The 25,102-nt window shown below is 62.5% G+C and carries 26 protein-coding genes; 16 read left to right on the top strand and 10 right to left on the bottom strand.

Annotation, left to right across the window (positions count from 1 at the left end; translation table 11 throughout):
• The first annotated feature begins 22 nt into the window (after positions 1 to 22).
• From sufD to sufA, 4 genes are all read left to right on the top strand, one after another.
• Positions 23 to 1,291, top strand: coding sequence for a Fe-S cluster assembly protein SufD (sufD, locus tag NKI22_RS11810; RefSeq protein ID WP_352481178.1), 1,269 nt, complete (start codon positions 23 to 25; stop codon positions 1,289 to 1,291).
• Between the two features lie 53 nt (positions 1,292 to 1,344).
• Entirely contained in the window at positions 1,345 to 2,586 is a 1,242-nt protein-coding gene (locus tag NKI22_RS11805; protein ID WP_352495793.1) for a cysteine desulfurase, read from the top strand.
• A 5-nt stretch (positions 2,587 to 2,591) separates the two neighbouring features.
• Positions 2,592 to 2,984, top strand: a complete 393-nt coding sequence (locus NKI22_RS11800) for an SUF system Fe-S cluster assembly protein (protein WP_023717362.1) — start codon at positions 2,592 to 2,594, stop codon at positions 2,982 to 2,984.
• A gap of 110 nt (positions 2,985 to 3,094) precedes the next feature.
• On the top strand, positions 3,095 to 3,475 hold the full coding sequence (sufA, locus tag NKI22_RS11795; RefSeq protein WP_352587732.1) for a Fe-S cluster assembly scaffold SufA: 381 nt from the start codon (positions 3,095 to 3,097) through the stop codon (positions 3,473 to 3,475).
• Positions 3,476 to 3,704: 229 nt separating this feature from the next.
• Here sufA and NKI22_RS11790 read toward each other — a convergent pair whose 3' ends face one another.
• Positions 3,705 to 4,202, bottom strand: a complete 498-nt coding sequence (locus NKI22_RS11790) for a GFA family protein (protein WP_352817448.1) — start codon at positions 4,200 to 4,202, stop codon at positions 3,705 to 3,707.
• 90 nt (positions 4,203 to 4,292) lie between these two features.
• Between NKI22_RS11790 and NKI22_RS11785 the strand changes: the two genes are divergently transcribed.
• Positions 4,293 to 4,616, top strand: coding sequence for a TfoX/Sxy family protein (locus NKI22_RS11785; RefSeq protein ID WP_352481176.1), 324 nt, complete (start codon positions 4,293 to 4,295; stop codon positions 4,614 to 4,616).
• Between the two features lie 34 nt (positions 4,617 to 4,650).
• Here the strand turns inward: NKI22_RS11785 and NKI22_RS11780 are convergent, their stop codons facing one another.
• Positions 4,651 to 5,583, bottom strand: a complete 933-nt coding sequence (locus NKI22_RS11780; RefSeq protein ID WP_352817451.1) for a carbohydrate kinase family protein — start codon at positions 5,581 to 5,583, stop codon at positions 4,651 to 4,653.
• A gap of 277 nt (positions 5,584 to 5,860) precedes the next feature.
• Here NKI22_RS11780 and recA point away from each other — a divergent pair, with 277 nt between their 5' ends.
• The 3 genes from recA (at position 5,861) to NKI22_RS11765 (ending at position 10,745) form a co-directional block, all read left to right on the top strand.
• Entirely contained in the window at positions 5,861 to 6,958 is a 1,098-nt protein-coding gene (gene recA / locus NKI22_RS11775) for a recombinase RecA (RefSeq protein WP_023717366.1), read from the top strand.
• A gap of 259 nt (positions 6,959 to 7,217) precedes the next feature.
• Positions 7,218 to 9,884, top strand: coding sequence for an alanine--tRNA ligase (alaS, locus tag NKI22_RS11770; protein WP_352817544.1), 2,667 nt, complete (start codon positions 7,218 to 7,220; stop codon positions 9,882 to 9,884).
• Between the two features lie 66 nt (positions 9,885 to 9,950).
• Complete coding sequence (locus tag NKI22_RS11765) at positions 9,951 to 10,745, top strand: PhzF family phenazine biosynthesis protein (protein WP_352481174.1); 795 nt, start codon at positions 9,951 to 9,953, stop codon at positions 10,743 to 10,745.
• Between the two features lie 276 nt (positions 10,746 to 11,021).
• Here the strand turns inward: NKI22_RS11765 and NKI22_RS11760 are convergent, their stop codons facing one another.
• On the bottom strand, positions 11,022 to 11,648 hold the full coding sequence (locus tag NKI22_RS11760; protein WP_023717369.1) for a glutathione S-transferase family protein: 627 nt from the start codon (positions 11,646 to 11,648) through the stop codon (positions 11,022 to 11,024).
• A gap of 11 nt (positions 11,649 to 11,659) precedes the next feature.
• On the bottom strand, positions 11,660 to 12,871 hold the full coding sequence (locus NKI22_RS11755) for an NADP-dependent isocitrate dehydrogenase (RefSeq protein ID WP_023717370.1): 1,212 nt from the start codon (positions 12,869 to 12,871) through the stop codon (positions 11,660 to 11,662).
• Positions 12,872 to 13,077: 206 nt separating this feature from the next.
• On the opposite strand from NKI22_RS11755, the gene NKI22_RS11750 reads away from it, so the two are divergent.
• The 4 genes from NKI22_RS11750 to NKI22_RS11735 all read left to right on the top strand — a co-directional run bounded on the left by NKI22_RS11750 (position 13,078) and on the right by NKI22_RS11735 (position 15,889).
• Positions 13,078 to 13,944 (top strand): RNA methyltransferase, encoded by an 867-nt coding sequence (locus tag NKI22_RS11750; RefSeq protein WP_352790724.1) that lies wholly within the window; start codon positions 13,078 to 13,080, stop codon positions 13,942 to 13,944.
• Positions 13,945 to 14,023: 79 nt separating this feature from the next.
• Positions 14,024 to 14,668, top strand: coding sequence for a DUF805 domain-containing protein (locus tag NKI22_RS11745; protein ID WP_352817454.1), 645 nt, complete (start codon positions 14,024 to 14,026; stop codon positions 14,666 to 14,668).
• A gap of 140 nt (positions 14,669 to 14,808) precedes the next feature.
• Complete coding sequence (murI, locus tag NKI22_RS11740; RefSeq protein ID WP_352495799.1) at positions 14,809 to 15,621, top strand: glutamate racemase; 813 nt, start codon at positions 14,809 to 14,811, stop codon at positions 15,619 to 15,621.
• A gap of 79 nt (positions 15,622 to 15,700) precedes the next feature.
• A complete protein-coding gene (locus NKI22_RS11735; protein WP_023717374.1) occupies positions 15,701 to 15,889 on the top strand; it encodes a DUF3008 family protein in 189 nt (62 codons plus the stop codon).
• Positions 15,890 to 15,979: 90 nt separating this feature from the next.
• On the opposite strand, the gene NKI22_RS11730 is transcribed toward NKI22_RS11735, so the two are convergent.
• Positions 15,980 to 16,192, bottom strand: coding sequence for a hypothetical protein (locus NKI22_RS11730; protein ID WP_023674706.1), 213 nt, complete (start codon positions 16,190 to 16,192; stop codon positions 15,980 to 15,982).
• A gap of 380 nt (positions 16,193 to 16,572) precedes the next feature.
• Between NKI22_RS11730 and rpsD the strand changes: the two genes are divergently transcribed.
• The 3 genes from rpsD to NKI22_RS11715 all read left to right on the top strand — a co-directional run bounded on the left by rpsD (position 16,573) and on the right by NKI22_RS11715 (position 19,054).
• A complete protein-coding gene (gene rpsD, locus NKI22_RS11725) occupies positions 16,573 to 17,190 on the top strand; it encodes a 30S ribosomal protein S4 (RefSeq protein ID WP_023717376.1) in 618 nt (205 codons plus the stop codon).
• A 153-nt stretch (positions 17,191 to 17,343) separates the two neighbouring features.
• The gene (gene ttcA / locus NKI22_RS11720; protein ID WP_352641108.1) at positions 17,344 to 18,237 is read left to right on the top strand and encodes a tRNA 2-thiocytidine(32) synthetase TtcA; all 894 of its coding nucleotides are present in this window, start codon (positions 17,344 to 17,346) and stop codon (positions 18,235 to 18,237) included.
• On the top strand, positions 18,227 to 19,054 hold the full coding sequence (locus NKI22_RS11715; protein WP_023717378.1) for an inositol monophosphatase family protein: 828 nt from the start codon (positions 18,227 to 18,229) through the stop codon (positions 19,052 to 19,054). Before ttcA ends, NKI22_RS11715 begins: the two co-directional genes overlap by 11 nt.
• A gap of 22 nt (positions 19,055 to 19,076) precedes the next feature.
• On the opposite strand, the gene NKI22_RS11710 is transcribed toward NKI22_RS11715, so the two are convergent.
• On the bottom strand, positions 19,077 to 20,276 hold the full coding sequence (locus NKI22_RS11710; protein WP_031193515.1) for a multidrug effflux MFS transporter: 1,200 nt from the start codon (positions 20,274 to 20,276) through the stop codon (positions 19,077 to 19,079).
• 206 nt (positions 20,277 to 20,482) lie between these two features.
• Positions 20,483 to 20,818 carry a Grx4 family monothiol glutaredoxin gene (grxD, locus tag NKI22_RS11705; RefSeq protein WP_023674712.1) on the bottom strand — a complete coding sequence of 112 codons (336 nt, stop codon included), beginning with the start codon at positions 20,816 to 20,818 and terminating at the stop codon, positions 20,483 to 20,485.
• Positions 20,819 to 20,980: 162 nt separating this feature from the next.
• Here grxD and NKI22_RS11700 point away from each other — a divergent pair, with 162 nt between their 5' ends.
• Positions 20,981 to 21,775, top strand: coding sequence for a phosphodiester glycosidase family protein (locus NKI22_RS11700; protein WP_352817456.1), 795 nt, complete (start codon positions 20,981 to 20,983; stop codon positions 21,773 to 21,775).
• A gap of 7 nt (positions 21,776 to 21,782) precedes the next feature.
• On the opposite strand, the gene NKI22_RS11695 is transcribed toward NKI22_RS11700, so the two are convergent.
• From NKI22_RS11695 to purL, 3 genes are all read right to left on the bottom strand, one after another.
• Positions 21,783 to 22,517, bottom strand: a complete 735-nt coding sequence (locus NKI22_RS11695; protein ID WP_352817459.1) for a class I SAM-dependent methyltransferase — start codon at positions 22,515 to 22,517, stop codon at positions 21,783 to 21,785.
• Between the two features lie 20 nt (positions 22,518 to 22,537).
• On the bottom strand, positions 22,538 to 22,771 hold the full coding sequence (locus tag NKI22_RS11690) for a BolA/IbaG family iron-sulfur metabolism protein (RefSeq protein WP_023674714.1): 234 nt from the start codon (positions 22,769 to 22,771) through the stop codon (positions 22,538 to 22,540).
• 86 nt (positions 22,772 to 22,857) lie between these two features.
• Entirely contained in the window at positions 22,858 to 25,098 is a 2,241-nt protein-coding gene (purL, locus tag NKI22_RS11685) for a phosphoribosylformylglycinamidine synthase subunit PurL (protein ID WP_352958441.1), read from the bottom strand.
• Between the last annotated feature and the right edge of the window lie 4 nt (positions 25,099 to 25,102).

The raw sequence follows: 25,102 nt of genomic DNA, 5'->3' as shown, positions 1-25,102 counted from the left end.
CAAGCCAAACAAGGCGATACTGATGAACATGCACACGACACCCCAGCGAACATTGGCCGAAACGGCGCTGATCGACGCCTTTGGCGAGCGGCTGTCGCTGCTGCCCGGCGACGGCGCGGTGATGCTGAAGCGCGACGACGCCATCGAGGCGATCAAGGGCGGCCTGCCGACGCGGCGCATCGAATCCTGGCATTATACGGACCTGCGCCGGCTGCTGACCTCGGTGCCGGACTTCGATCCGGCAGCGGTCGCGAAAGCCATTGCGCCGATCGTCGAAGACTCCTCGGTTTTGCCGGTCCTGAACGGGGTTTCGAGCGCGAAACTGCCCGATATCGAAGGCGTCGCCGTACAGCGCCTGTCGGAGAAGCTGACCGACGGCAGCATCGCGCCGGGGTTGGATCCCTATGGCACCGATGACGCGATCGGCGCGCTGAACACCGCCTTTGTCGCCGACGGCTATTTCGTCGACATCGCCGACGGTGCCGAACTGGAAAAGCCGCTTGAGCTGCAGAATTTGCAGGCCGGTGGACAGACGCATGTACGCCTGGCCGTCCGCGTCGGTGCCGGCGCCAAGGCTGTCATCGTCGAGCGCCAGGCGGGCGAGGGGGCGGCGCTGGTCAGCTCGGTCAGCCAGCTTGTGCTTGGCGAGGGCGCCGAAGTGACATGGCTCATCGTGCAGGAGCAGCCGGATACGGCAACACATCTCGCCCAGTTCAAGGCGCATCTCGGCAAGAATTCGAAACTGACGCTGTTCGTCATGAATGCCGGCGGCAAGCTGGTGCGCCAGGAGGTCGTCGTGAGGACGACCGGCGAGGGCGCCGACTTCACGCTGCGCGGCATCAATCTTTTGGCCGGCGACACCCATACCGACGTCACCATGGTGCTCGACCATGCCGTGCCGCACACCGCCTCGACCGAAGTCATCCGCAACGTGGTGACCGGCAAGGCGCGCGGCGTCTTCCAGGGTCGTATCAACGTCCACCAATATGCGCAGAAGACCAACGCCAAGATGGCCTGCAACACGCTGCTGTTGTCGGACGACGGTGAGTTTTCGACCAAGCCGGAGCTTGAAATCTTCGCCGACGACGTCGTTTGCGGCCATGGCGCGACCGTCACCGAGATCGACCACAGCCATCTGTTCTACCTGATGGCGCGCGGCATCGACGAGAAGACCGCGCGCGGCCTGCTGGTCAAGGCCTTCGTCGCCGAAGTGATCGAGGAACTGGACGACGAGGCCATCGTCGAGGCGCTGGAACGACGGCTCGACGATTGGTTTTTGACGCACGGGTAGAATTGGCCGAGGGGTGCTGGACGGAATGAGGCGATGCCTCGAGAGAGCTTGTGATGGACCAGAAAGTCGAAAACATTCCCTACGACGTCGAGGCGATCCGCCGCGACTTCCCGATCCTGTCGCGGCAAGTCTACGGCAAACCGCTGGTCTATCTCGACAATGGCGCCTCGGCGCAGAAGCCGCAGGCTGTGCTCGACGCCATCCAGCACGCCTATTCCCAGGAATACGCCAACGTCCATCGCGGCCTGCATTTCCTGTCGAACGCCGCGACCGACGCCTATGAGAACGCGCGCAAGATAGTACAGAGATTTCTCAACGCGCCGAGCACCGACAACATCGTCTTCACCTCGAACACCACGGCGGCGATCAACACCGTCGCCTATGGCTTCGGCATGCCCAATATCGGCGAAGGCGACGAGATCGTGCTGTCGATCATGGAGCACCACTCCAACATCGTGCCGTGGCATTTCATCCGCGAGCGGCAGGGCGCAAAACTGGTTTGGGTGCCGGTCGACGATCTCGGCGTCTTCCACATCGAGGAATTCGAAAAACGGCTGACCGACCGCACCAAGCTGGTTGCCATTACCCATATGTCAAATGCGCTGGGCACGGTCACGCCGATCAAGGAGATCGTGCGCATTGCGCACGCCCGCGGCATTCCGGTGCTGGTCGACGGCAGCCAGAGCGCCGTGCATATGCCGATCGACGTGCAGGATCTCGACTGCGATTTCTTCGTCTTCACCGGCCACAAGGTCTATGGCCCGTCGGGCATCGGCGTGCTCTACGGCAAGAAGGATATTCTGGAGCGGATGCGCCCGTTCATGGGCGGCGGCGAAATGATCGAGGAGGTGACGCAAGACATCGTCACCTACAACGACCCGCCGCACCGTTTCGAGGCCGGCACGCCGCCGATCGTCCAGGCGATCGGGCTGGGTGCGGCGCTGGAATACATGGAAAAGATCGGACGCGAGCGCATCGCCGCCCATGAGGCCGATCTGAAGGACTATGCGCATGAAAAACTGCGCGCCATCAACTCGCTGCGCATCTTCGGCGATGCGCCTGGCAAGGGCGCCATCATCTCGTTCGAGCTGCAGGGCATCCACGCGCATGATGTGTCGATGGTCATCGACCGGCAGGGCGTGGCGGTGCGCGCCGGCACGCATTGTGCCCAGCCGCTGTTGAAACGCTTCGGCGTAACATCCACATGCAGGGCGTCGTTCGGCATGTACAATACCAGGGCCGAAGTCGATGCTTTGGCCGATGCGCTGGAAAAGGCGCGAAAGTTCTTCGGGTGACGACCATGGATGATGCCAGCCACACCGCCGAGACCAATTCGGAAACGACGACCAATGCGGCGGTTTCCGGATCGACAATCCCCGCCGACGAATTGGCGCGGCTGACAGACGACATCGTCTCGGCGCTGAAGACGGTCTATGACCCCGAAATCCCGGCCGACATCTACGAGCTCGGCCTCGTCTACAAGATCGACATCGAGGACGACCGCTCGGTCAAGATCGACATGACGCTGACCGCGCCGGGCTGCCCGGTGGCCGGTGAAATGCCGGGCTGGGTCGAAAACGCCGTCGGCGCCGTCGAAGGCGTTTCCGGCGTCGAGGTCAACATGACCTTCGACCCGCCTTGGTCGCCCGACCGCATGTCGGAAGAGGCACAGGTAGCGGTGGGGTGGTACTAGCATCCGACCAGCCAAAGGCCGGCGCACTTGCGCCGGGTACAAAACTTCACCATTTTAGGTGAGGAATCATTCGGCAGACCTTGAACCTGCGCGCAATGGAGAAGGAAAGAATGGGACGCTTTGCCGTCATCACGATGACCGAAAAGGCTGCCGACCGGGTGCGCGAGATCGTCGCGACCCGTGAGAATGCGCATGGCATTCGCCTCGGCATCAAGAAGGGCGGCTGCGCCGGCATGGAATATACGGTCGACCTGGTGACCGAGCCCAACACTAAGGACGATCATATCGAGCGCGACGGCGCCCACGTCTATGTCGTGCCTGAGGCAGCGCTTTTCCTGTTCGGCACCGAGATGGATTTCGAGCAGACGACGCTGCGCACCGGCTTCACATTCCGCAACCCGAACCAGAGCTCGGCCTGCGGCTGCGGCGAATCGGTCGAATTGAAGCCCGCCGATCTGAAGGCACTGGCCGAGGCGCGCGCTTCGGCCTAAGGCTTTTCCTTCGCCGTTCCCGGCGGCAATCGCATACGGGGAGGCCCCCTCATCCGGCCCTTCGGGCCACCTTCTCCCCGATGGGGAGAAGAGGCTGGCGCCAGCGCTGGCGACTTCTTCTCCCCTCGGGGAGAGGTCGGATTGCCCCGAATTGCCCTTCGCAATTCGGTTGGCAATCCGGGTGAGGGGGCGCTTGCCCATACGCGATAGCGAACGGGGAGAAGAAACGCTAATCCACCCACATCCCGGTTCGTTTGTGCCAGTCGGCGATCGACTCTTCCGGGTAGACATCGAAGACCTTGTCGCCCTTGCCGATATCGGGCTCGACCCAGTTCGCCTTGTATTTCAGCATCAGATGCACCTTTTCAGGCGGCTTCGGCAGGTCGGTGTCGATCGCCGATGCAAATGGGTGGACGAGCTCCGGCCAGGTCGGATCGTAGAGCCAGAGTGCCGTCCCGCATTTCGTGCAGAAATTCCGTTCGCCCGTCGAGGTCTCGCGATGCAGGTGCTCGTCGTCCTCGATCTCGGCCCGGTAGACGCCGAGATGGCGCTTGCCCTCGATTTTCAGCGTCTCGTAATCGGCGCCGAGATTGATGGCGAAACCGCCGCCGCCCTGCTGCTTGCGGCAGATCGAGCAGTAGCACAGCATGAACGGCACCGGCGTGTGGCTTTCCACCTCGAAACGCACGGCATTGCACCGGCAGGACCCTTTGAGCAGAAGCGGCATGAAAAACTCCGATGAAACTGATTCTGAACTTGTCAGGATGGTGCCGGTAGCGGCGATGACAAGGGGAAATCCCGGTGACATGATCGCGCCATGGACAACGAGCGCATAGAAGAGCTTTTCGAAGTGCTCGGCCCGGTCAGCATCCGCAAGCTGTTCGGCGGCAAGGGCATCTATTTCGATGGCGTCATCGTCGCCATTGTCATCCGTGGCGAATTGATGCTGAAGGCCGACGCCGAAAGCGCCCCGGATTTCGAAGCGGCCGGCTGCCGGCAATGGACCTATACCGGCTCGCGCCACGGAAAGCTGGTGTCGATGCCCTATTGGAGCGTTCCCGACAGCGCGTTCGACGATCCCGACGAGATGGCGATCTGGGCGCGCCGCGCCTACGAGGCAGGACGGCGCGCCGGCAAATAGGCTGCACCATGCTTCGGCAATTCTGGGCCGCATTTCACGCCAGGTTCCGCGCCTCGGGCACGAGCGCCAGCGCTTCGGCAAAGCCGGCGCTGGTGAAAGCGGCGCTCTCGACGGTGAGCATAGCTGCGGCAACGCCTTCGCACAGTGCCGCGCGCAGCGTCAGGCCGCGCAGCCGGGCGGCGATCGTGGCACCTGCCAGCGTGTCGCCGGCGCCGCTCATATCCGCCCGCTTGTGTATCGGCGGTGGCAGGATCGAAAATGCGCCGGTTTCGTCGAAACCGAGCACTGGATCATCGCCGGCGGTCACCACGCCGCTTTTCAGACCGGCGCGTCTCAGGCCGTCGACGATGCCTTGATCATCAGCATCGATGTCGACGCCGGCGAGCACGCCGGCCTCGTGCCGGTTCATGAAGGCGAGTGCCAGAAGGTTAAGCACCGGCGTCAGCCGCGCCGCTTTGCTGGGCGAGACGGCAAGCGCAAACACCGGCTTGCCGGCGGCGAGAGCAGCCAGCCGCCCCACCGCGGAAGACGGCAGGTTGGCGTCGCACAACACCGCGTCGGCTGAATCGATCGCTTCGCGCACCTTGGCGCGGCGGATCTGCTTGGGAAGCGCCAGCTCGTAGAGCACCATGTCGGCAAGGCCGGCGATCAGCCTGCCGTCGCTATCGACCAGCATCGTATGGCTTGGCGTCGCGCGGTCGAGGAACACCGCCGACAAATCGGCAATGCCGGCGTCGGTGACGGCGCGTAAAACCGTGTCGCCCAGGGCATCGCCGCCGCGCACCGAAAGCAGCGAGGCCGAGACGCCGCGCCGCACCGCACAGCGCAAGGCGTTGAAGGCGGCGCCGCCGACATGCTCGCGCATCGTGCCGGGGTTGGAAGCGGCCGGCACGAAGGCGCCGGCAACCCGGCCGCGCCGCTCGATATAGGCGCCACCCACGGCCAGGATCGTCGGGGATTTCATCATGCCGGCAAAATGCCCTTTGCTGTTGCCCGGGAGGAGACTAGGTCGCCGGGCGGAACCCTGCAATCGCGGGTGCGATTCGGATGGTGACGGCAACGGCGCCGCATGCGAGGCGGGATACGTCCGGAAGCAAAATTGTGAAACAAAAATAGAACAAATATGGATATCCGTTATTTTTCAAACCCTTGGGGCTCATTGACAAATGAGAACAAACGAGGTACATTCTTTTAAGGATTGCGGGATTGTCCGGCCTCCATTGACGACCACGGGGTGATGTATCATGGCTCAGAATTCTTTGCGGCTTGTAGAGGACAAAGCGGTGGACAAATCAAAGGCTCTGGATGCGGCGCTGTCGCAAATCGAGCGTGCCTTCGGCAAGGGTTCGATCATGCGGCTCGGCGCGAACGAGCAGGTCGTCGAGATCGAAACGGTGCCGACCGGCTCGCTTGGGTTGGACATCGCGCTTGGCGTCGGCGGCCTGCCGCGCGGCCGCATCGTCGAGATCTACGGACCGGAAAGCTCGGGCAAGACGACGCTGGCGCTGCACACGGTGGCCGAAGCCCAGAAGAAGGGCGGCATCTGCGCCTTTGTCGATGCCGAGCATGCGCTCGATCCGGTCTATGCCCGCAAGCTCGGCGTCGATCTCGAAAACCTGCTGATCTCGCAGCCCGATACCGGCGAACAGGCGCTGGAGATCTGCGACACGCTGGTGCGCTCCGGCGCCATCGACGTGCTGGTGGTCGATTCGGTGGCGGCGCTGACGCCGCGGGCCGAAATCGAAGGCGAGATGGGCGATTCGCTGCCCGGCCTGCAGGCCCGCCTGATGAGCCAGGCACTGCGCAAGCTCACCGCCTCGATCTCGCGCTCCAACACCATGGTCATCTTCATCAACCAGATCCGCATGAAGATCGGCGTCATGTTTGGTTCGCCCGAGACGACGACCGGCGGCAACGCGCTGAAATTCTATGCCTCGGTCCGCCTCGACATCCGCCGCATCGGCTCGGTCAAGGATCGCGACGAGGTCGTCGGCAACCAGACCCGCGTCAAGGTCGTCAAGAACAAGCTGGCGCCGCCCTTCAAGGTGGTCGAGTTCGACATCATGTATGGCGAGGGCGTCTCCAAGACCGGCGAGCTGGTCGATCTCGGCGTCAAGGCTGGCGTGGTCGAAAAGTCGGGCGCCTGGTTCTCCTATAATTCGCAGCGTCTCGGCCAGGGCCGCGAAAACGCAAAACTGTTCCTGCGCGACAATCCCGACACGGCGCGCGAGATCGAATTGGCGCTGAGGCAGAATGCCGGATTGATCGCCGAGAAATTCCTTGAGAACGGCGGCTCCGAAAGCAGCGACGACGGTTTCGAGGACGACGCCGGGGCGATGTAGGAAAAGCGACGCCTCCCGGAGCGTCAGCCAGGTTTGGATTTGATGTTTTGATTTTGAGTTTGCGTAATCGGTACATTTTGAACCGCCGGCCCCGTGCCGGCGGTTGGCGTTTGACGGCGAGTCAGACGCATTTCAAAGCGCCGGTGAAAGCCGGGATTTGAGCCCATTTGGTGTTTCTGGACAGGCTGCGGTGCGACCGCTAAAAGGCCATGTCTATTTTCCGCCGGCAGCCGGCGGTTCTCTCGAAAAGGCAGTATTCATGAGTGGCGTCAACGAGATCCGGTCGGCATTTCTCGACTATTTTCGCAAGGAAGGTCACGAGGTCGTCGCGTCGAGCCCGCTGGTGCCGCGCAACGACCCGACGCTGATGTTCACCAATGCCGGCATGGTGCAGTTCAAGAACGTTTTCACCGGTCTGGAGAAGCGGCCCTATTCGCGTGCCACGACTGCCCAGAAGAGTGTTCGTGCCGGCGGCAAGCACAACGACCTCGACAATGTCGGCTACACCGCGCGACACCTGACCTTCTTCGAGATGCTCGGCAATTTCTCCTTCGGCGATTATTTCAAGGAGCGCGCCATAGAGCTTGCCTGGAACCTGATCACCAGGGAGTTCGGGCTGAAGAAGGACAAGCTGCTGGTCACCGTCTATCACAACGACGACGAGGCCGCCTCCTACTGGAAGAAGATCGCCGGTCTTTCCGACGATCGCATCATCCGCATCGCGACCTCGGACAATTTCTGGGCAATGGGCGACACCGGACCTTGCGGGCCGTGTTCGGAGATATTCATCGACCGTGGCGAGCACATCTGGGGTGGCCCTCCCGGCAGTCCGGAGGAGGATGGCGACCGTTTCCTCGAATTCTGGAACCTGGTGTTCATGCAGTATGAACAGGTGACGAAGGACGAGCGCGTCGACCTGCCGCGTCCGTCGATCGACACGGGCATGGGCCTCGAGCGCATGGCCTCCATCCTGCAAGGGGTTGAAAGCGTCTTCGAGACCGACCTGTTCCGCCACCTGATCGACGCTGCGTCGTCGGCGCTTGGCCGCGGTCCGGATGCGGACACCGTCGCATCGTTCCGCGTCATCGCCGACCACTTGCGTTCGTCCTGCTTCCTGGTCGCCGACGGTGTGCTGCCGTCCAACGAAGGGCGGGGCTACGTGCTTCGTCGCATCATGCGCCGCGCCATGCGCCACGCGCAGTTGCTCGGCTCGAATGAGCCGCTGATGTGGAAGCTGGTGCCGGCGCTGGTCCGCGAGATGAGCCAAGCCTACCCGGAACTGGTGCGCGGCGAGCAGATGATCACCGAGACGCTGAAGCTTGAGGAAACTCGTTTCCGCAAGACGCTGGTGCGAGGCTTGGGCTTGCTTTCGGAGGCGACGGAAAAGTTGGTCTCCGGCGACATGCTGGATGGCGAGACAGCGTTCAAGCTCTACGACACCTATGGCTTTCCGCTCGATCTGACGCAGGACGCGCTGCGCCAGCGCAACATCTCGGTCAACCTTGCCGGCTTCACCGAGGCGATGGAGCGGCAGAAGACGGAGGCGCGCAAAAGCTGGGCTGGTTCCGGTGAGGCCGCAACCGAAACGGTATGGTTCGCGGTGCGTGAGGAGAACGGCGCCACCGAATTCCTGGGCTATGAGACCGAGCAGGCGGAAGGCCTCGTCCAGGCGCTGGTCAGGGACGGCAAGACCGTCGACAGTGCCGGCAAAGGCGACGCCGTTGCCGTGGTTGTCAACCAGACGCCGTTCTATGGCGAGTCCGGTGGCCAGATGGGCGATACCGGCGTCATTTCAGGCGACGGGTTCTCGATCGAGATATCCGATACGCAGAAGAAGGCCGATGGGCTTTTCGTCCATGTCGGCAAGGTGGCCAACGGTACGGTCAAGACGGGCGCGACCGTCGAGCTGAGGGTGGACCACGCGCGCCGCTCCAGGCTGCGCGCGAACCATTCCGCCACGCATCTGATCCATGAGGCGCTGCGCGAGGTGCTGGGTACCCATGTGGCGCAGAAGGGCTCACTGGTCGCGCCCGAGCGTCTGCGCTTCGACATCTCCCACAACAAGCCGATCTCGCCGGACGAGCTCGAAGAGGTCGAGCGCATGGCAAACGAAATCGTCGTTCAGAATAGCCCTGTAACCACGCGCCTGATGTCGGTCGACCACGCCATTGCCGAAGGCGCCATGGCGCTGTTTGGCGAGAAATATGGCGATGAAGTGCGCGTCGTTTCGATGGGCACGGGCCTGCATGGCGCCAAGGCCAACCGGCCCTATTCGGTCGAGCTATGCGGCGGCACCCATGTCAGGGCGACCGGCGATATCGGCCTGGTGCGCATCGTGTCCGACAGCGCGGTCGCTGCCGGCGTGCGCCGCATCGAGGCGTTGACCGGCGAGGCGGCCAGAAAGCATCTCGACGAGCAGGACAAGCGGCTGAAGGCGGCCGCCGCCGCGCTGAAGATTTCGCCGGCCGATGTGCCGGCCCGCGTCGAGGCACTGCTCGACGAGCGCAAGAAGCTCGAAAAGGAGCTGACCGAGGCGCGCAAGAAACTGGCGCTCGGCGATCGCTCGCCAGCCGGTGTGCCTGCGGAAAACGAAACGATTGCCGGTGTCGGTTTTCTCGGCAAGGCGGTATCGGGCGTCTCGCCAAAGGATTTGAAGCCGCTGGCCGATGCCGGCAAGAAGTCGCTCGGCTCCGGCGTCGTCGTCTTTGTCGGCGCCGGCGAGGACAACAAGGCGAGCGTCGTCGTCGCGGTCACCGATGATCTGACCGGCCGCTTCAGCGCAATCGATCTGGTGCGCGTCGCGTCCGCGGCATTGGGCGGGCAGGGCGGCGGCGGTCGACCCGATATGGCCCAGGCCGGCGGCCCGGACGGCTCGAAGGCCGAAGACGCGATCGCTGCGGTGAAAGCGGCTCTCGAGACGGCGTGAACCTGCACCGGGGGCGGGCACGGCCGAAATGGCGCGCCGCCCAGCGGACATCCTTGAGGGCCTGATATGCCGACGCTGACGATGTATCAGGTCGACGCCTTTGCCGAACAGGCCTTCCAGGGCAACCCTGCCGCCGTTCTCCTTTTGGAGGAGTGGCTGCCGGAGCAGGTAATGCAGGCCATCGCCAACGAAAACAATCTTGCCGAAACGGCGTTTGTGCGGGCGAATGGCAAAGGTTGGGATTTGCGCTGGTTCACGCCGGTCCATGAAGTCGACTTCTGCGGCCATGCCACTCTTGCGGCCGCCCATGTGCTGACCACGGAATACAGTGGTCAGGGCGAAATGGCCTTCGCCACCCGGGTGGGCGAGTTGCGGGTTTCCCAGCGGGAAGGGGCCTATCAGCTCGATCTGCCGTGTTTTCCGCCGCAGCCCGTCGAGGAAGAGCTGAAGTCGGCGCTGCAAGCGATATTGTCTCAGCGGACGGTTGCGGGCTTCCGCAATTTCGAGAACCTGTTTGTCGAGCTTGCCGACGAGACAAGCGTGCGATCTTTCGTTCCCGATCTGCTCAGGATCGGACGTTTTCATCCTCTCGGCTTGGTCATTACCGCGCCTGGGCAGGCCCATGATTTCGTCTCGCGTTATTTCGTGCCCGGAGCAGGCATTCCCGAGGATCCGGTAACCGGCTCCATTCATGCGACGCTGGTGCCTTACTGGGCTGAAAAACTCGGCAAGACGCATCTGTCGGCATTCCAATGCTCGCAACGCGGCGGGCACTTGCTATGCGAGCTGGCCGGAGATCGCGTGCTGATCACAGGCCGTGCGAAGACCTTTATGAAGGCGGAGATCTACCTTCCCGATTGAGCGGTATTTCGCAGTGGGTCGCCTTCGGCGAAGCTGCCGATCTCCCCCCTTGCGGGGGAGATGCCCGGCAGGGCAGCGGGGGTGCTGTCCCTCCGACTGCCAGCCCAATCGGAGCCACGTTCTCAGGCCGTTCCCAATTGGAAAGGATCAGTCGAAGGTTACGATCCTTCACACCCCCCTCTGTCCTGCCGGACATCTCCCCCGCAAGGGGGGAGATTGGATGTCACTTCGGCTTTCGCTAATCACCAGAAGGCCTATTGCCGAATGCTTGTCTCCTCACTCTGCCTTTTCGGTCTTCGCAAAACCCGCACGCGCCGCGATGCGCACATACCAATCCTGGATATCGGCAAACTCCGCCAGCAGTTTTCGCCCCTCGGCGACCTTGACGAAATAGCCGATGATCGGTGCGGCGTGCAGGTCGGCCAGCGTCAGTTCCGTCCCCAACAGCCAAGGCCCTTCGGCTTTCAGCGAAGACAGCGCCTGCAATGCCGTTCTCGCCTGCCTCAACCCGTTGGCGATCACGGCTTCGTCGGGCGGCGTTTTTTCCAGCCGCTCGACGGCGACATCCCAGACCATGGCCCTGTAGGCGTAGGCGTCGAGCAGGCCGGTGATCTGGTTCATGCGTGATCGAGGCCGGGCTTCGACCGGTTGCAGCGCCGGGCCGTCAAAGGCTTCGTCGACATAACGGGCAATCGCGCCGGTCTCGTAGAGGCGAAAGCCGTCATGCTCGAAGGCTGGGATGCGGCCGAACGGCTGGTGCTCGAAGTACCAGCCGGGAATGCCGTCCGCCGCAAAGATGTCGACGGGCACCAGCTCGTAGCCGACGCCCTTTTCCTCGAGCACCAGCCGCACGATGCGCACATAGACGCTGTAGTCCGCGCCGTAGACGACGGGCTTGTCCATGTCGGAGGAGCTCAGGCCATCGCCTTCTGCAAATTCTCGTCGATCTTGTCGAGGAAGCCGGTGGTCGAAAGCCATGGCTGGTCGGGACCGATCAGCAGCGACAGGTCCTTGGTCATGAAGCCGGACTCGACCGTCTGGATGCAGACCCGTTCCAGCGTCTCGGCAAAACGCTTCAGTTCGGCATTGTCGTCGAGCTTGGCGCGGTGGGCGAGGCCGCGCGTCCAGGCAAAGATCGAGGCGATCGAATTGGTCGAGGTCTCCTCGCCCTTCTGGTGCTGGCGATAGTGGCGGGTGACGGTGCCGTGCGCGGCCTCCGCCTCGACGGTCTTACCGTCCGGCGTCATCAGCACCGAGGTCATCAGGCCGAGCGAGCCGAAGCCTTGCGCCACCGTGTCCGACTGCACGTCGCCATCATAATTCTTGCAAGCCCAGACATAGCCGCCCGACCATTTCAGGCTGGAGGCCACCATGTCGTCGATCAGCCGGTGCTCGTACCAGAGTTTCTTGGCCTTGAACTCGGCTTCGAACTCCGCCTCGTAGACCTCCTGGAAGATATCCTTGAAGCGGCCGTCATAGGCCTTGAGGATGGTATTCTTGGTCGACAGGTAGACGGGGTAATTGCGCAGCAGGCCGTAATTCAGCGAGGCGCGGGCGAATTCGCGGATCGACTCGTCGAGATTGTACATGGCCATGGCGACACCGGCGCCGGGTGCGTCGAAGACGTCGTGCTCGATCACCTGGCCGTCCTCGCCGACGAACTTGATCGTCAGCTTGCCCTTACCGGGAAAGCGGAAGTCGGTGGCGCGGTACTGGTCGCCGAAGGCGTGGCGGCCGACGATGATCGGCTTGGTCCAGCCGGGCACCAGCCGCGGCACGTTCTTCATAATGATCGGCTCGCGAAAGATGGTGCCGCCGAGGATGTTGCGGATGGTGCCGTTCGGCGACTTCCACATCTTCTTCAGCTTGAATTCCTCGACGCGCTGCTCGTCGGGCGTGATCGTCGCGCATTTCACGCCGACGCCGTATTTCTTGATGGCATTGGCCGAATCGATGGTCACCTGGTCGTTGGTGGCGTCGCGGTGCTCGATACCGAGATCGTAATATTCGAGCTTGAGGTCGAGATAAGGGTGGATCAGCTTGTCCTTGATGAACTGCCAGATGATGCGGGTCATCTCGTCGCCGTCGAGTTCGACGACCGGGTTCGCCACCTTGATCTTCGCCATGGAAAGAATGCCTCGCTTTTGGGGAACGGAACGGCCTTGCCCGCACGGCTGCCGGCCCTGGGATGCGGCCCGTATATCAAAGGCTTTTTGGCCGCGCAAACGGCGAACCGCGCCGTAGTGCCGGCATTCTTTGCGAAAGCTTCATTTTCGCCGCCAAATGTGGCAGGGGACTGCGAAATGCCGCAAACAGCAGTTCATTGACAACCATGACCGCCACCCAGGATCCCGACAACCCTCTTGCCTCCGGAACGCCTGCGTCCGGACCGGCGATCATCCTGGTCGAGCCACAGCTCGGCGAGAACATCGGCATGGTTGCACGCGCCATGGCCAATTTCGGCCTTGCCGAACTGCGCCTCGTCAATCCGCGTGACGGCTGGCCGAGCGAGAAGGCGCGTGCCGCGGCAAGCCGCGCCGACCATGTCATCGATGCCGTCGAGGTGTTCGACGACCTGGGCTCGGCAGTCGCCGACTTGAACTTCGTCTTCGCCACCACGGCGCGCGCGCGCGACAATTTCAAACCGGTGCGCGGCCCGGTCGAGGCGGGCAGGGCGCTGCGCGCGCGGCAGCGGGCCGGCCAGCGCACCGGCATCCTGTTCGGCCGCGAGCGCTTCGGCCTCTATAATGACGAGGTCGGCCTTGCCGACGAGATCATCACCTTCCCCGTCGATCCAGCCTTCTCCTCGCTCAACATCGCCCAGGCGGCCCTGCTGATGTCCTATGAATGGATGAAGTCCGGCCTGGAAGACGAGACCAGGACCAACTTCTCCGGTCCCGAAATGCCGCCAGCTGCCAAGGAAGAATTGCACGCCCTGTTTGCGTATCTGGAAGGTGCACTGGAGGCGCGCGGCTATTTCCGCCCGGCACCGAAGAAGCCGAAGATGGTCGACAATTTGCGCGCAGTGCTGACCCGCCCCGGTTTTGCCGAGCCGGAGCTCAAGGTGCTACGCGGTATTATATCATCGCTGGACAGGTTCTCGCCGGCCATGCCACGCGGCGACGGATCGCCCGGCGACGATCCAAGGCGGCTCCCGGCGGCCGCGGCACGCGCCGGAAAGGCGAAGGACAAAGACTAGCCTTCGAGTTACCCATATCTCACCAGTAACCGAACGTTATTTGATGTGATCCATTGTCTGGAAAACGATGGATCCTCGGATGTTTAGCTCGGATATCGGTCGTCCTCGCTTTTTCTTCTATTCGGCGGCCTTGCTGGTTGCGGAAATCGTGACCTTTGTGCTGTGCGTCGTGCTGACCATCGGCATCGAGGGTTTGGCCAATTCGAAGCCCGGACCTTCCAGGGAAGGGCTGGCCGCGGCCGTTCTCGTCGCCTCGCTGGTGATTGTTCTGTTCCGCGCGAATTTCGCCTGGCGTCGAAGCCGCGATGCACAAGGGTCCGGTTGGATCCTTTGGTCGTATATCGTGTTCTCGACCCTGTTTGCGATTCTGCAGGCCGGCACTGTTCTTGTCGTAAAGTTCGACGGCGACGAGTCGCATTCCGGCCTTAACCTGCTGGGATTAGCTCTCGTCGGGCTGTGGGCGGTCATCTTGGCGGCCAAGCCGGCGGGCGGTAGCTCTTCGGATATGGCGTCATCCCTGAGTTTCGACGATTTCGACCCGCCCGGGCCGCTGCGCGGCGCCGCGGCGCCCCATTCAGAGTCGGCCGCCGGCGTGACGGCCCTGGCTCCGGCCTATGCCATGCGGGCCGCACCGGTGCCGTCGAACCACCTTGCATCTCAACCTGCATCTCTGGCAACCGGCCGGCCGCGAGCCGGCGGCTTCGGCAAGCGGGGCCTTGTGTGACCGTCTCGCCGCATCAAGGCCATGATGGTTCCAGATAGAAGCGGCCGGGATAAAGCATCATTGGCCGAAGCAAAAAGCATGGGCCGAACCTTCTCTCGTGATCTCGTTTGTGATTCCCAGCCCTTAGTGACTCAATGATAATGACCAGTCCATCGAGCGCCCGTCCGATCCTGATGTTCGATTCCGGCATTGGCGGCCTCACTGTGCTGCGTGAGGCGCGCGTCCTGATGCCTGACCGCCGCTTCATCTATGTCGCCGACGACGCGGCGTTCCCCTTCGGCGCCTGGGAGGAACCGGCGCTGAGAACACACATCCTGGAGTTGTTCGCCAGGCTGCTCGAACGGTTTTCGCCGGCCATTTCGGTCATCGCCTGCAATACCGCCTCGACGCTGGTCATCGATGCGTTGCGCGAGAGGTTTCCCGGCCACCCTTTCGTCGGCACCGTGCCGGCCATCAAGCCGGCGGCGGAACGCACGCGCTCAGGCCTGGTTTCGGTGCTGGCGACGCCCGGCACCGTCAAGCGCCAGTACACGCGTGACCTGATCAGCAAATGGGCGCAGAAATGCCATGTCCGCCTGGTCGGCAGCGACAGGCTGGCTGGATTGGCCGAAGCCTATATGCGCGACGGTTTTGTCGACGAGGACGCCGTGCGCGCCGAGATCGCGCCGTGCTTCGTCGAGCATGACGGGCTGCGCACCGACATCGTCGTGCTTGCCTGCACCCATTATCCTTTTTTGGCCAACCGCATGCGCAAGACAGCACCTTGGCCGGTCGACTGGCTCGACCCGGCCGAGGCGATCGCACGCCGCGCGCTGTCGCTGCTCGCCGATACCGAGGCCCGTTATCGCAGAGAGGTACTGCCGGAAGGCGCCGATTTTGCCGTCTTCACCTCGAACGAGGCCGATTTTCCGACGCGCCGGCTGATGCAGGGATTTGGCCTGGCGGTATCCTGACCCCAGGCACTTTGGTGCTCCGGGAACATCAGCCCAGGGCGATGCGTTCTTTTCTCATTGAGGAACAGGAGAAGCGATCATGCCAGCCACCTCGAAAGCCCAGCAGAAAGCCGCCGGTGCTGCACTGTCCGCCAAGCGCGGCGAGACCAAGAAGAGCGAGCTCAAAGGCGCGTCGAAGGGAATGTATAAATCCATGAGCGAAAAACAGCTCGAGGAATTCGCCGAGACCAAGCGCAAGGGCCTGCCGGAAAAGAAATCGAAACACTGATCGACTGACCATTCTGGCGGCGGATGCCGGTCGATAAAAAGCCCGCGGCTGAGCCGCGGGCACTGAAGTCTCAACGGGCAAGGGCGAAAATTACCAGTTCCAGCCCCAACCGCAGCGCCGCACTTTGTAGCGGATGACCTTGCGATGACCGTGCCGCCACACCACCTTCTTCTTGACCACGATGCGGCAGACCTGGTGATGCCTGTGGCCATGCCAATGCCGGGCCTGCGCCGGCTCGGGCGCGACCGCCATCGTGCCGGCCATCACCGCGGCTCCTACCAACGTAAGGAAGAACTTCTTCATGCGAATTCCAGCTCCTCTGACTTCAGTCCCTTCCTGATGCCGCTGGCGCAACCTCCCGCCACATCCGGCACGTTCTACAACCGCAACACTATCCGGTTCGGCGATTCGCGCCAGCCGGAAGCTTGACAGCGGTTAAATCTCCGTTTAACCAGCCCACCAACACCGGGCCGCAATGCCCGGTGGTTCTCTTTATGTGTGCAAGACGTTTGGGAAGCCGATTTTACTTTCCTTATGTCTTGTTTGAAATGACGTGTCCCGTGGGTTTTCCGTCGCGTTGCGTGGAAAACCCTGTCAGGTCTCGAAAACGGAGGCCAGAGGAGGGCGCGTTTCCTTCACCCGGACCATGAGGTTCCGGGTGCGTTGTTTTGAAAGGGAATGCGATGAGCAAGCGCGAATCCGCGAAGTACAAGATAGACCGCCGTCTTGGCGAAAACATCTGGGGCCGCCCGAAGTCCCCGGTCAACAAGCGTGAATACGGCCCCGGCCAGCATGGCCAGCGCCGCAAGGGCAAGCTTTCCGATTTCGGCCTGCAGCTGCGCGCCAAGCAGAAGCTGAAGGGCCACTATGGCGACGTTTCGGAAAAGCAGTTCCGCAAGGTCTATGAAGAGGCGGACCGCCGCAAGGGCGACACCTCGGAGAACCTGATCGGCCTGCTCGAATCGCGCCTCGACGCAGTCGTCTACCGCGCCAAGTTCGTACCGACCATCTTTGCGGCGCGCCAGTTCGTCAATCACGGCCACGTCAACGTCAACGGCAAGCGCGTCAACATCGGCTCGTACCGCTGCAAGCCGGGCGACGTCATCGAAGTGCGCGAGAAGTCGAAGCAGCTGGTCATCGTGCTGGAATCGGTGGGCCTGGCCGAGCGCGACGTGCCCGATTACATCGAGGCCGACCACAACAAGATGACCGCCGCCTTCACGCGCATCCCCGGCTTGGCCGACGTTCCGTTTGCCGTGCAGATGGAACCGAATCTGGTCGTCGAATTCTATTCGCGCTGATCGGCGCGTTCGTACGCGATACAAGCGAAGGCCGCCCTATCGGGGCGGCCTTACTTTTTCGTTCCTTTTTCGCGGCGTGATTCCGAAATCGATTTCGATTTTCGGTTCGATGCGCTACTGCGGGCGGCAACAGGACTTTAGGGCCGACGCGCCGTGAACATGCAGCCAGACGCCGAAACGCTCGAACCGGTCGCCGACGCCGAAGGCGGCTTTCATCCGCTGTTTGCCGATGTGCCGTCCTCCGTCGAGTTCAACAAGCTGCGCAAGCGGCTGCTGCGGCTTGCCCGCCAGGCGATCGACGATTTCTCAATGGTGAGGCCCGGCGACCGCTGGCTGGTCGCTCTGTCGGGCGGCAAGGATTCCTACGGCCTGCTTGCCGTGCTGCTCGATCTCAAATGGCGCGGGCTGCTGCCGATCGAGCTGTTGGCCTGCAATCTCGACCAGGGCCAGCCGAACTTTCCCAAGCACATATTGCCCGACTATCTCGACAGCCATGCCATTCCGCATCGCATCGAATATCAGGACACCTATTCTGTGGTCATCGACAAGCTGGCCGAGGGCAGCACCTATTGCTCGCTGTGTTCGCGGCTGCGGCGCGGCCATCTCTATCGCATTGCCCGCGAGGAGGGCTGCTCGGCGCTGGTGCTCGGCCATCACCGCGAAGACATTCTGGAAACCTTCTTCATGAACCTGTTCCATGGCGGACGCCTCGCCGCCATGCCGCCGAAGCTGCTCAACGACGAAGGCGACGTCATGGTGCTGCGGCCGCTCGCCTATTGTGCGGAAGCCGATCTCGAGAAATTCGCCGGCGCCATGAAATTCCCGATAATTCCGTGCGATCTGTGCGGTAGCCAGGAAGGCCTGCAGCGCAACGCCATGAAAGCGATGCTCGACGACATCGAGAAGCGCATGCCCGGCCGCAAGGACACCATGATCCGTGCCATGGCCAATGTGCGGCGCTCGCATCTGCTCGACAGGACGCTGTTCGATTTCGCCGCCCTCAACGATGCTCTTAACGCAAAGCAAGACGGTCCCCATGACATTTGACGACAGCGCGATCGACTGGCTTGCCGACCTTCTGTCGGACGCTGCCGTCGCCGAGATCATGCCGCGCTTTCGCCGGTTGAGTGAGGGCGACGTGCGTCGCAAGACCTCGGCCGCCGATCTTGTGACCGAGGCCGACGTGAATGCCGAGCGGCTCATCACCGCCAGGCTGCTTCAGCGTTATCCCAAGGCGATGATCGTCGGCGAGGAGGCCTGCTCCGACGACCCGACGCTGCTCGACGGTCTCGGCGATGCCGAACTCGCCTTCGTCGTCGACCCGGTCGACGGCACCTTCAACTTCGCCTCCGGCGTGCCGCTGTTCGGCGTCATGCTTGGCGTCGTGGTCAAGGGCGAGACGGTCGCCGGCATCATCCACGATCCCGTCGGCAAGGACTGGCTGGTCGGCGTCAGCGGCGCCGGCAGTCATATTCGGCACGCGCATGGCAATTTCGAAAAAGTCCATGTCGCCAAACCGGCGCCGATATCGGAAATGACTGGAGCGGTCTCGTGGCACTATCTACCCGAGCCGGACCGCTCACGCCTGGCGCGCAATCAGACCAAGTCGCTGTCGCAGTTCAACTATCGCTGCGCAGCCCACGAATACCGCCTGCTGGCCAGCGGCCACGGCCATTTCGTCGTCTATAACAAGCTGATGCCGTGGGACCATCTGGCCGGCGTACTGATCCATGCCGAGGCCGGCGGTTATGCCGCGCGCTTCGACGGCAGCGCCTATCTGCCGTCACATGTCGGAGGTGGCCTGCTGGTCGCGCCGGACAGGGAAAGCTGGCGGGAGCTGCGCCGCGAGCTTTGGGCGGAATAGTTTTATCCGCCAGCGCGTAAAACTAGACCGGCGGGTTTTGCGGCTGGAACAGCCTGCCGCGCTCGGCGATGAGAATCATCAGCAGCGCCGCCACCGACACGCTGCAGAACCCGGCGGCCAGCGGCGTTACCGTACCGTTGAAGGCCTGGCCGATCAGCGTGCCGAGGATGCCGCCAAGAAATGTCTGCATGAACCCGAGAATCGACGAGGCGGTGCCGGCCAGGTGACCGAGCGGCTCCATGGCGAGCGCGTTGAAGTTCGCGCCGAGCGCGCCGAACGGTACCATGGCGCAGGCAAAGAAAGTAATGAAGAGCCAGAGCGGCATCTTCATTTCGATGGAAACGACCAGCCAGGCAAGGCTGATGGCCAGAAACAGCAGCAGCGCGCTTTGCGACAGACGGCGCATGCCGATGCGGCCGACGAGGCGCGAGTTGAGGTAGTTGGAAAAAGCAAGCACGCCGGCAACCCCCGCGAAGATGACCGGGAACATCTCGCCGACATCGAACACGCTGACATAGATCTGCTGGGCCGAGGCGATGAAGCCGAACATGGCGCCGAAGATGAAGGTGCTGGCGAAGGCGTAGCAGAGCGCGATGCGGTTGGTGAGAACGATGCGGAAGCCGCCGATGATGGAGGACAGCGTCAGCGGCCGGCGATATTCTGGATGTAGTGTCTCGGGCAGGCGCAACAGCGACCAGGCGGACACGATCAGCGCGCCGGCCGCCATGGTGACGAAGATCACGTGCCAGGTCGCAAACAGCATGATGAATTGGCCGATACCGGGTGCCACCACCGGAATTGCCATGAACACCATGAAGATCAAGGACATGACTTCGGCCATGCGCCTTCCGTCGAACGTATCGCGCACGATCGAGACGGCAATGACGCGCGTCGCCGCCGCGCCGATGCCTTGCACGGCCCGGCATAGCAGAAGCGTGGCGAATGACGGGGCGACTGCAGCAGCGCCCGCCGCCGCAACATAGATCACCAGCCCGGCAACCAGCGGAGCGCGGCGCCCGAAGCGGTCCGAGACGGGCCCGAAGAACAATTGCCCACCGCCGAAGCCCAGTATGTAGGCGGTGATCACATATTGCCGGTGGTTTTCATTTTCGACGCCGAGCGAGGCGCCGATCTGCTGCAGCGCCGGCAACATGATGTCGATGGCCAGCGAATTGAGCGCCATCAGCGCCGCGCATAGCGCGATGAATTCCCAGCGCGGAATAGGCAAGGTGCTTGCCTTTTGCTGCGCTTGTGCTTGCTGATCCACGGCCAGTCCGATCTTCAAACGAAAATGCGCCGGCGTGCCGACGCATCCATTCGTTCATTGCCCCGATAGCGGGCACAACTTTTTGCCAAGGTGCCCCGGCGCTAAGCGCATGACCCCGACAATCGCAGTCGATCTTCGGAGAGCCATACGCAAAACAGAAGTCAGGCGGCGCCTTTGACGCTGACGCCCTTTTCGACGAGGAAGGTCTGCAATTCGCCCGCCTGGAACATCTCGCGGATGATGTCGCAGCCGCCGACGAATTCGCCCTTGACGTAGAGCTGCGGGATGGTCGGCCAGTTGGAATAGTCCTTGATGCCTTGCCGTAGCTCGGCCGACGTCAGCACGTCGACACCCTTATAGTCGGCGCCGATATAGTCGAGGATCTGCACGACCTGACCGGAAAATCCGCATTGCGGGAAGCCGGGCGTGCCTTTCATGAAGAGAACAACGTCGTTGCCCTTCACTTCATTGTCGATGTAGTCGTTGATGCCGCTCATGGAATACCCTTTCATGCCTGTGGAAGTCAGGCTCGAACATTACCCTTCAAATAAACCCATGGGTTGCGCGAAACAAGATGTTTGCCGCCTTGCCATGCAAATGGCGCAAAGGAACGTCTGATCTTGTGCCAAGCCGTTGGCCACCATCTTTCCCGAGGCGCGATGAAAAGACGATATCTCGCCGGGTTCCTCCTCGCCGTTCTGCTCGCCGCACTGGCCTTGATTTGGTGGGCCAGGTCGCCGAGACAGCCACCCCTCGTCGTCGGCGGTGAATTGCCGGCGCCGTGCCGCGACGCGAGCTTCGAGGCGGCCGCCTACGTCGTCTGCGAAATCGATCTGCGCCGCTATGACATCGGTGTGTTCCACGTAGGCCTCGACGGCAAGGCCTTCGGTTCCCTGGACAAATTCGACAAGGCGATGGCGGATCAGGGCCGGCCGGTGCTGCTCGCCATGAACGCCGGCATGTATCACCAAGATCTGACCCCAGTCGGCCTTCTCGTCGAAGACGGCCGGGAGAAGGCGCCGCTCAACGTCGCCGACAGCGAAGGCAATTTCTTCCTGAAACCGAATGGCGTATTCGTGGTCCGCAAGGACGGCAAGGCGGCGGTCATGGAGACAAGTGCCTATGCCGCGGCCAGGCCGGACGTGATGGTCGCAACGCAATCCGGCCCGATGCTGGTGATCGACGGACGGCTTCATCCTCGATTCGAGCAGAACGGCACATCGCGCTATATCCGCAATGGCGTCGGCGTGCGTGACGAAAACACCGTCGTGCTGGCGATCTCGCGCTCTCAAGTCAGCCTCGGCAGCTTCGCACGGCTGTTTCGAGATGCGCTCGATTGCCCCAATGCGCTTTTCTTCGACGGGGTCGTTTCGGCGCTGTCGAATGGCGAGCGGATGATTGTTGGTGGAAACTATCCGGCCGGGCCGATCATTGCCGTTTCGGCGAAAAGGTGAGGGAAATTTATTTGTGCGCACGCACGCATATGAATGCAGGCGCCAAACTCAGTTCGGCAAAATGCCTGGGGTCGACCATTTCCATCTCAGGCGCGGGAAGCGGCTCGACGAAGCGGTCGAGCGTCCAGCCCGTATCGGCAAGGCCGTTGAGGATATCGCCGAGCGGTCTGCGATAGGATTCAACATAGGGATTGGGCTCGCCAAAACCTCCCCAATGCATGCCCCAGCGATTCGTTTCAAAATAGGTTTTCGTCCCGCGCGTGCGCGTGTCCTGCCAGTCGCGCATTGGATGGCCCATAGAGAACACCAGCCAGCCGCCCGGGCAGGAGACGCGATGAAACTCAGCGAATACCGGCTCCAGTTTTTCGACATAGTCGAGCGCCAGCGAGCAAAGTATGCGGTCGAAACTGCCATCCGCGAGCCAGTCGAGGGCCCTTTCGAGATTGCCAAGCCGGATATCGACATCGAGCCCAGCGCAGCGCTGACGTGCCAAAGCCAGCATTTCCGGCGTAATGTCGAAGGCACTTACCCGCGCGCCTGAGCGAGCCAGCTTTTCCGAGCAGATACCGGAGCCGCAGCCGGCGTCCAGTATGTTCAGACCCGTCACGTCGCCCAGCAACTCCAGCGAGGCCGGCCGTTCGTAGGGGGCATTGTGCGGCTTGATCGGCGCCAGCGCATCATAGCGCTCGGCAAAGGAAGCATAGGCACTGACTGCAACCGGATCGCTGTCGCCTTTGGCCATGACTTCCCGCTTGCGTAGAATTAGTCCGGCACGCTGGTCTGCAGGGCAAGCGCGTGAAGCACGCCGCCCATGTTGCCCTTCAGCGCGTCATAGACCATCTGGTGCTGCTGGACGCGGCTTTTGCCGCGAAAACTTTCGGCCACCACCTCCGCCGCATAATGGTCGCCATCGCCGGCCAGGTCGCGAATCGTCACCTTGGCGTCCGGAATGCCTTCCTTGATCAGCCGTTCGATGTCGTGGGCGTCCATTGCCATGCGAGGATTCCTTGTTCAGGTCGTGAACTCATAGATATGGTCGAAACGGCGGATGAACCACAGTGAAACGGCTCCACTCGATCACATCACGGGTCCACGACCTCATTTGCCATGAAGCGAGGGAACCAGGATTCGTGGGCAGCGGTCAATTCACTGACCGGTATCGCACGCGCCTCGCCCAGCTTCAGGTCGCTGCCGCCGGTCGAGCCGATCCACGGTGCGAAGATGCCGAGCTTGCTTTGCTGTTCGCGAATGGCGTCCCACGCTTCGCTCTGCGGATCGATCGACAGCGTCAGCAGATAGCGGCCCTGATCCTCGCCGAACCAGACCGGGATCGGATCTGTGCCGACCAGGCCTGGAATGGTCGCGCCAATGCCGGAGGCCATCGCCATCTCGGCCAGCGCCACCGCGATGCCACCATCGGAAACGTCATGCGCCGCGGTAACGACGCCCGACGCAATCAGCGCCCGCACATGGTCACCGACGCGCTTTTCGTGATCGAGATCGACGGGCGGCGGCGGGCCGTCGGCACGGCCATGGATGTCGCGCATATAGACCGATTGGCCAAGATGCGTGCCCCACATGGTCGGTGCGCCGACCAGCACGATCATCTGGCCTTCGGCGGCAAAGCCGATCCGCACCATTTTCGACCAATCGGCAATCAGCCCGACGCCGCCGATGGTTGGTGTCGGCAGTATGCCTTGGCCGTTGGTCTCATTGTAGAGCGAGACGTTGCCGGAGACGATCGGGAAGCCCAGCGCCCTGCAGGCATCGCCAATACCTTTCACCGCGCCGACCAACTGACCCATGATCTCCGGCCGTTCCGGATTGCCGAAATTAAGGTTGTCGGTGGCCGCGAGCGGCAAGGCACCGGTGGCGGTAAGATTGCGCCAGCATTCGGCCACCGCCTGCTTGCCTCCCTCGTAGGGGTCGGCCTCGCAATAGCGCGGCGTCACGTCGGAGGAGAAGGCGAGCGCCTTGGTCGGATGACCGTCGACCCGCACGACGCCGGCATCGCCGCCGGGAAGCTGCAACGAATTGCCTTGGATCAGCGTGTCGTACTGCTCCCACACCCAGCGGCGCGAGGACAGGTCCGGCCCGCCAAGCAGCTTCAGCAAAGCCTCGGCCACATCGGTTTGCGGTGCATCGCCGGCGCCCAGCGGCGCCGGCTTCTTCGGCTCGACCCAGGGACGGTCATATTCCGGCGCCTGGTCGCCGAGATCCTTGATCGGCAGGTTGGCGACCTCGTCGCCCTGGTGCAGCACGCGGAAGCGCAGATCGTCGGTGGTCTTGCCGACGATGGCAAAGTCGAGGCCCCATTTGTGGAAGATCGCCTCGACCTGTTTTTCCTTTTCGGGGCGCAGCACCATCAGCATGCGCTCCTGGCTCTCCGAAAGCATCATCTCATAAGCGCTCATGCGCTCTTCACGCACCGGCACCTTGTCGAGATCGAGCTCAATGCCGAGGTCGCCCTTGGCGCCCATTTCGACCGCCGAGCAGGTGAGGCCAGCGGCACCCATGTCCTGGATGGCGATAACGGCGCCGGACGCCATCAGTTCGAGGCAGGCTTCGAGCAGGCATTTTTCGGTGAAGGGATCGCCAACCTGGACCGTGGGCCGCTTCTCGTCGATCTTGTCGTCGAATTCGGCCGAGGCCATGGTGGCGCCGCCGACGCCGTCGCGACCGGTCTTGGCGCCGAGATAGACGACCGGCAGGCCGACGCCCTTGGCCTCGGACAAAAAGATTGCGTCCGTCTTCGCGAGGCCCGCGGCAAACGCATTGACCAGGATATTGCCATTGTAGCGGGCGTCGAAATTGACCTCGCCGCCGACCGTCGGCACGCCGAAGGAATTGCCATAGCCACCGACGCCGGAAACGACGCCGGCAACGAGGTGCCTGGTTTTGGGATGATCCGGCGCACCGAAGCGCAGCGCGTTCATCGCCGCGATCGGCCGCGCGCCCATGGTGAAGACATCGCGCAGGATGCCGCCGACGCCGGTCGCCGCTCCCTGATAAGGCTCGATATAGGAGGGATGGTTATGGCTCTCCATCTTGAAGACGACGCAGTCGCCGTCGCCGATGTCGACCACGCCGGCATTCTCGCCCGGGCCCTGGATGACTTGCGGCCCGGTGGTCGGCAGCGTACGAAGCCATTTTTTCGAGGATTTGTAGGAACAATGCTCGTTCCACATCGCGGAAAAAATACCGAGTTCGGTAAAGCTCGGCTCGCGCCCGACCAGGTCGAGGATGCGTTGGTACTCGTCGGGCTTCAGCCCGTGCGCGGCAATGAGTTCCGGAGTGATCGGCACGGAATTGGAAATGGTCATGATC

It is taken from the genome of Mesorhizobium sp. M0778 (assembly GCF_040320105.1).
Classification (GTDB): domain Bacteria; phylum Pseudomonadota; class Alphaproteobacteria; order Rhizobiales; family Rhizobiaceae; genus Mesorhizobium.
The sequence above is the reverse complement of the archived record's forward strand: the minus strand, read 5'-3'. Positions and strand labels throughout refer to the sequence as shown.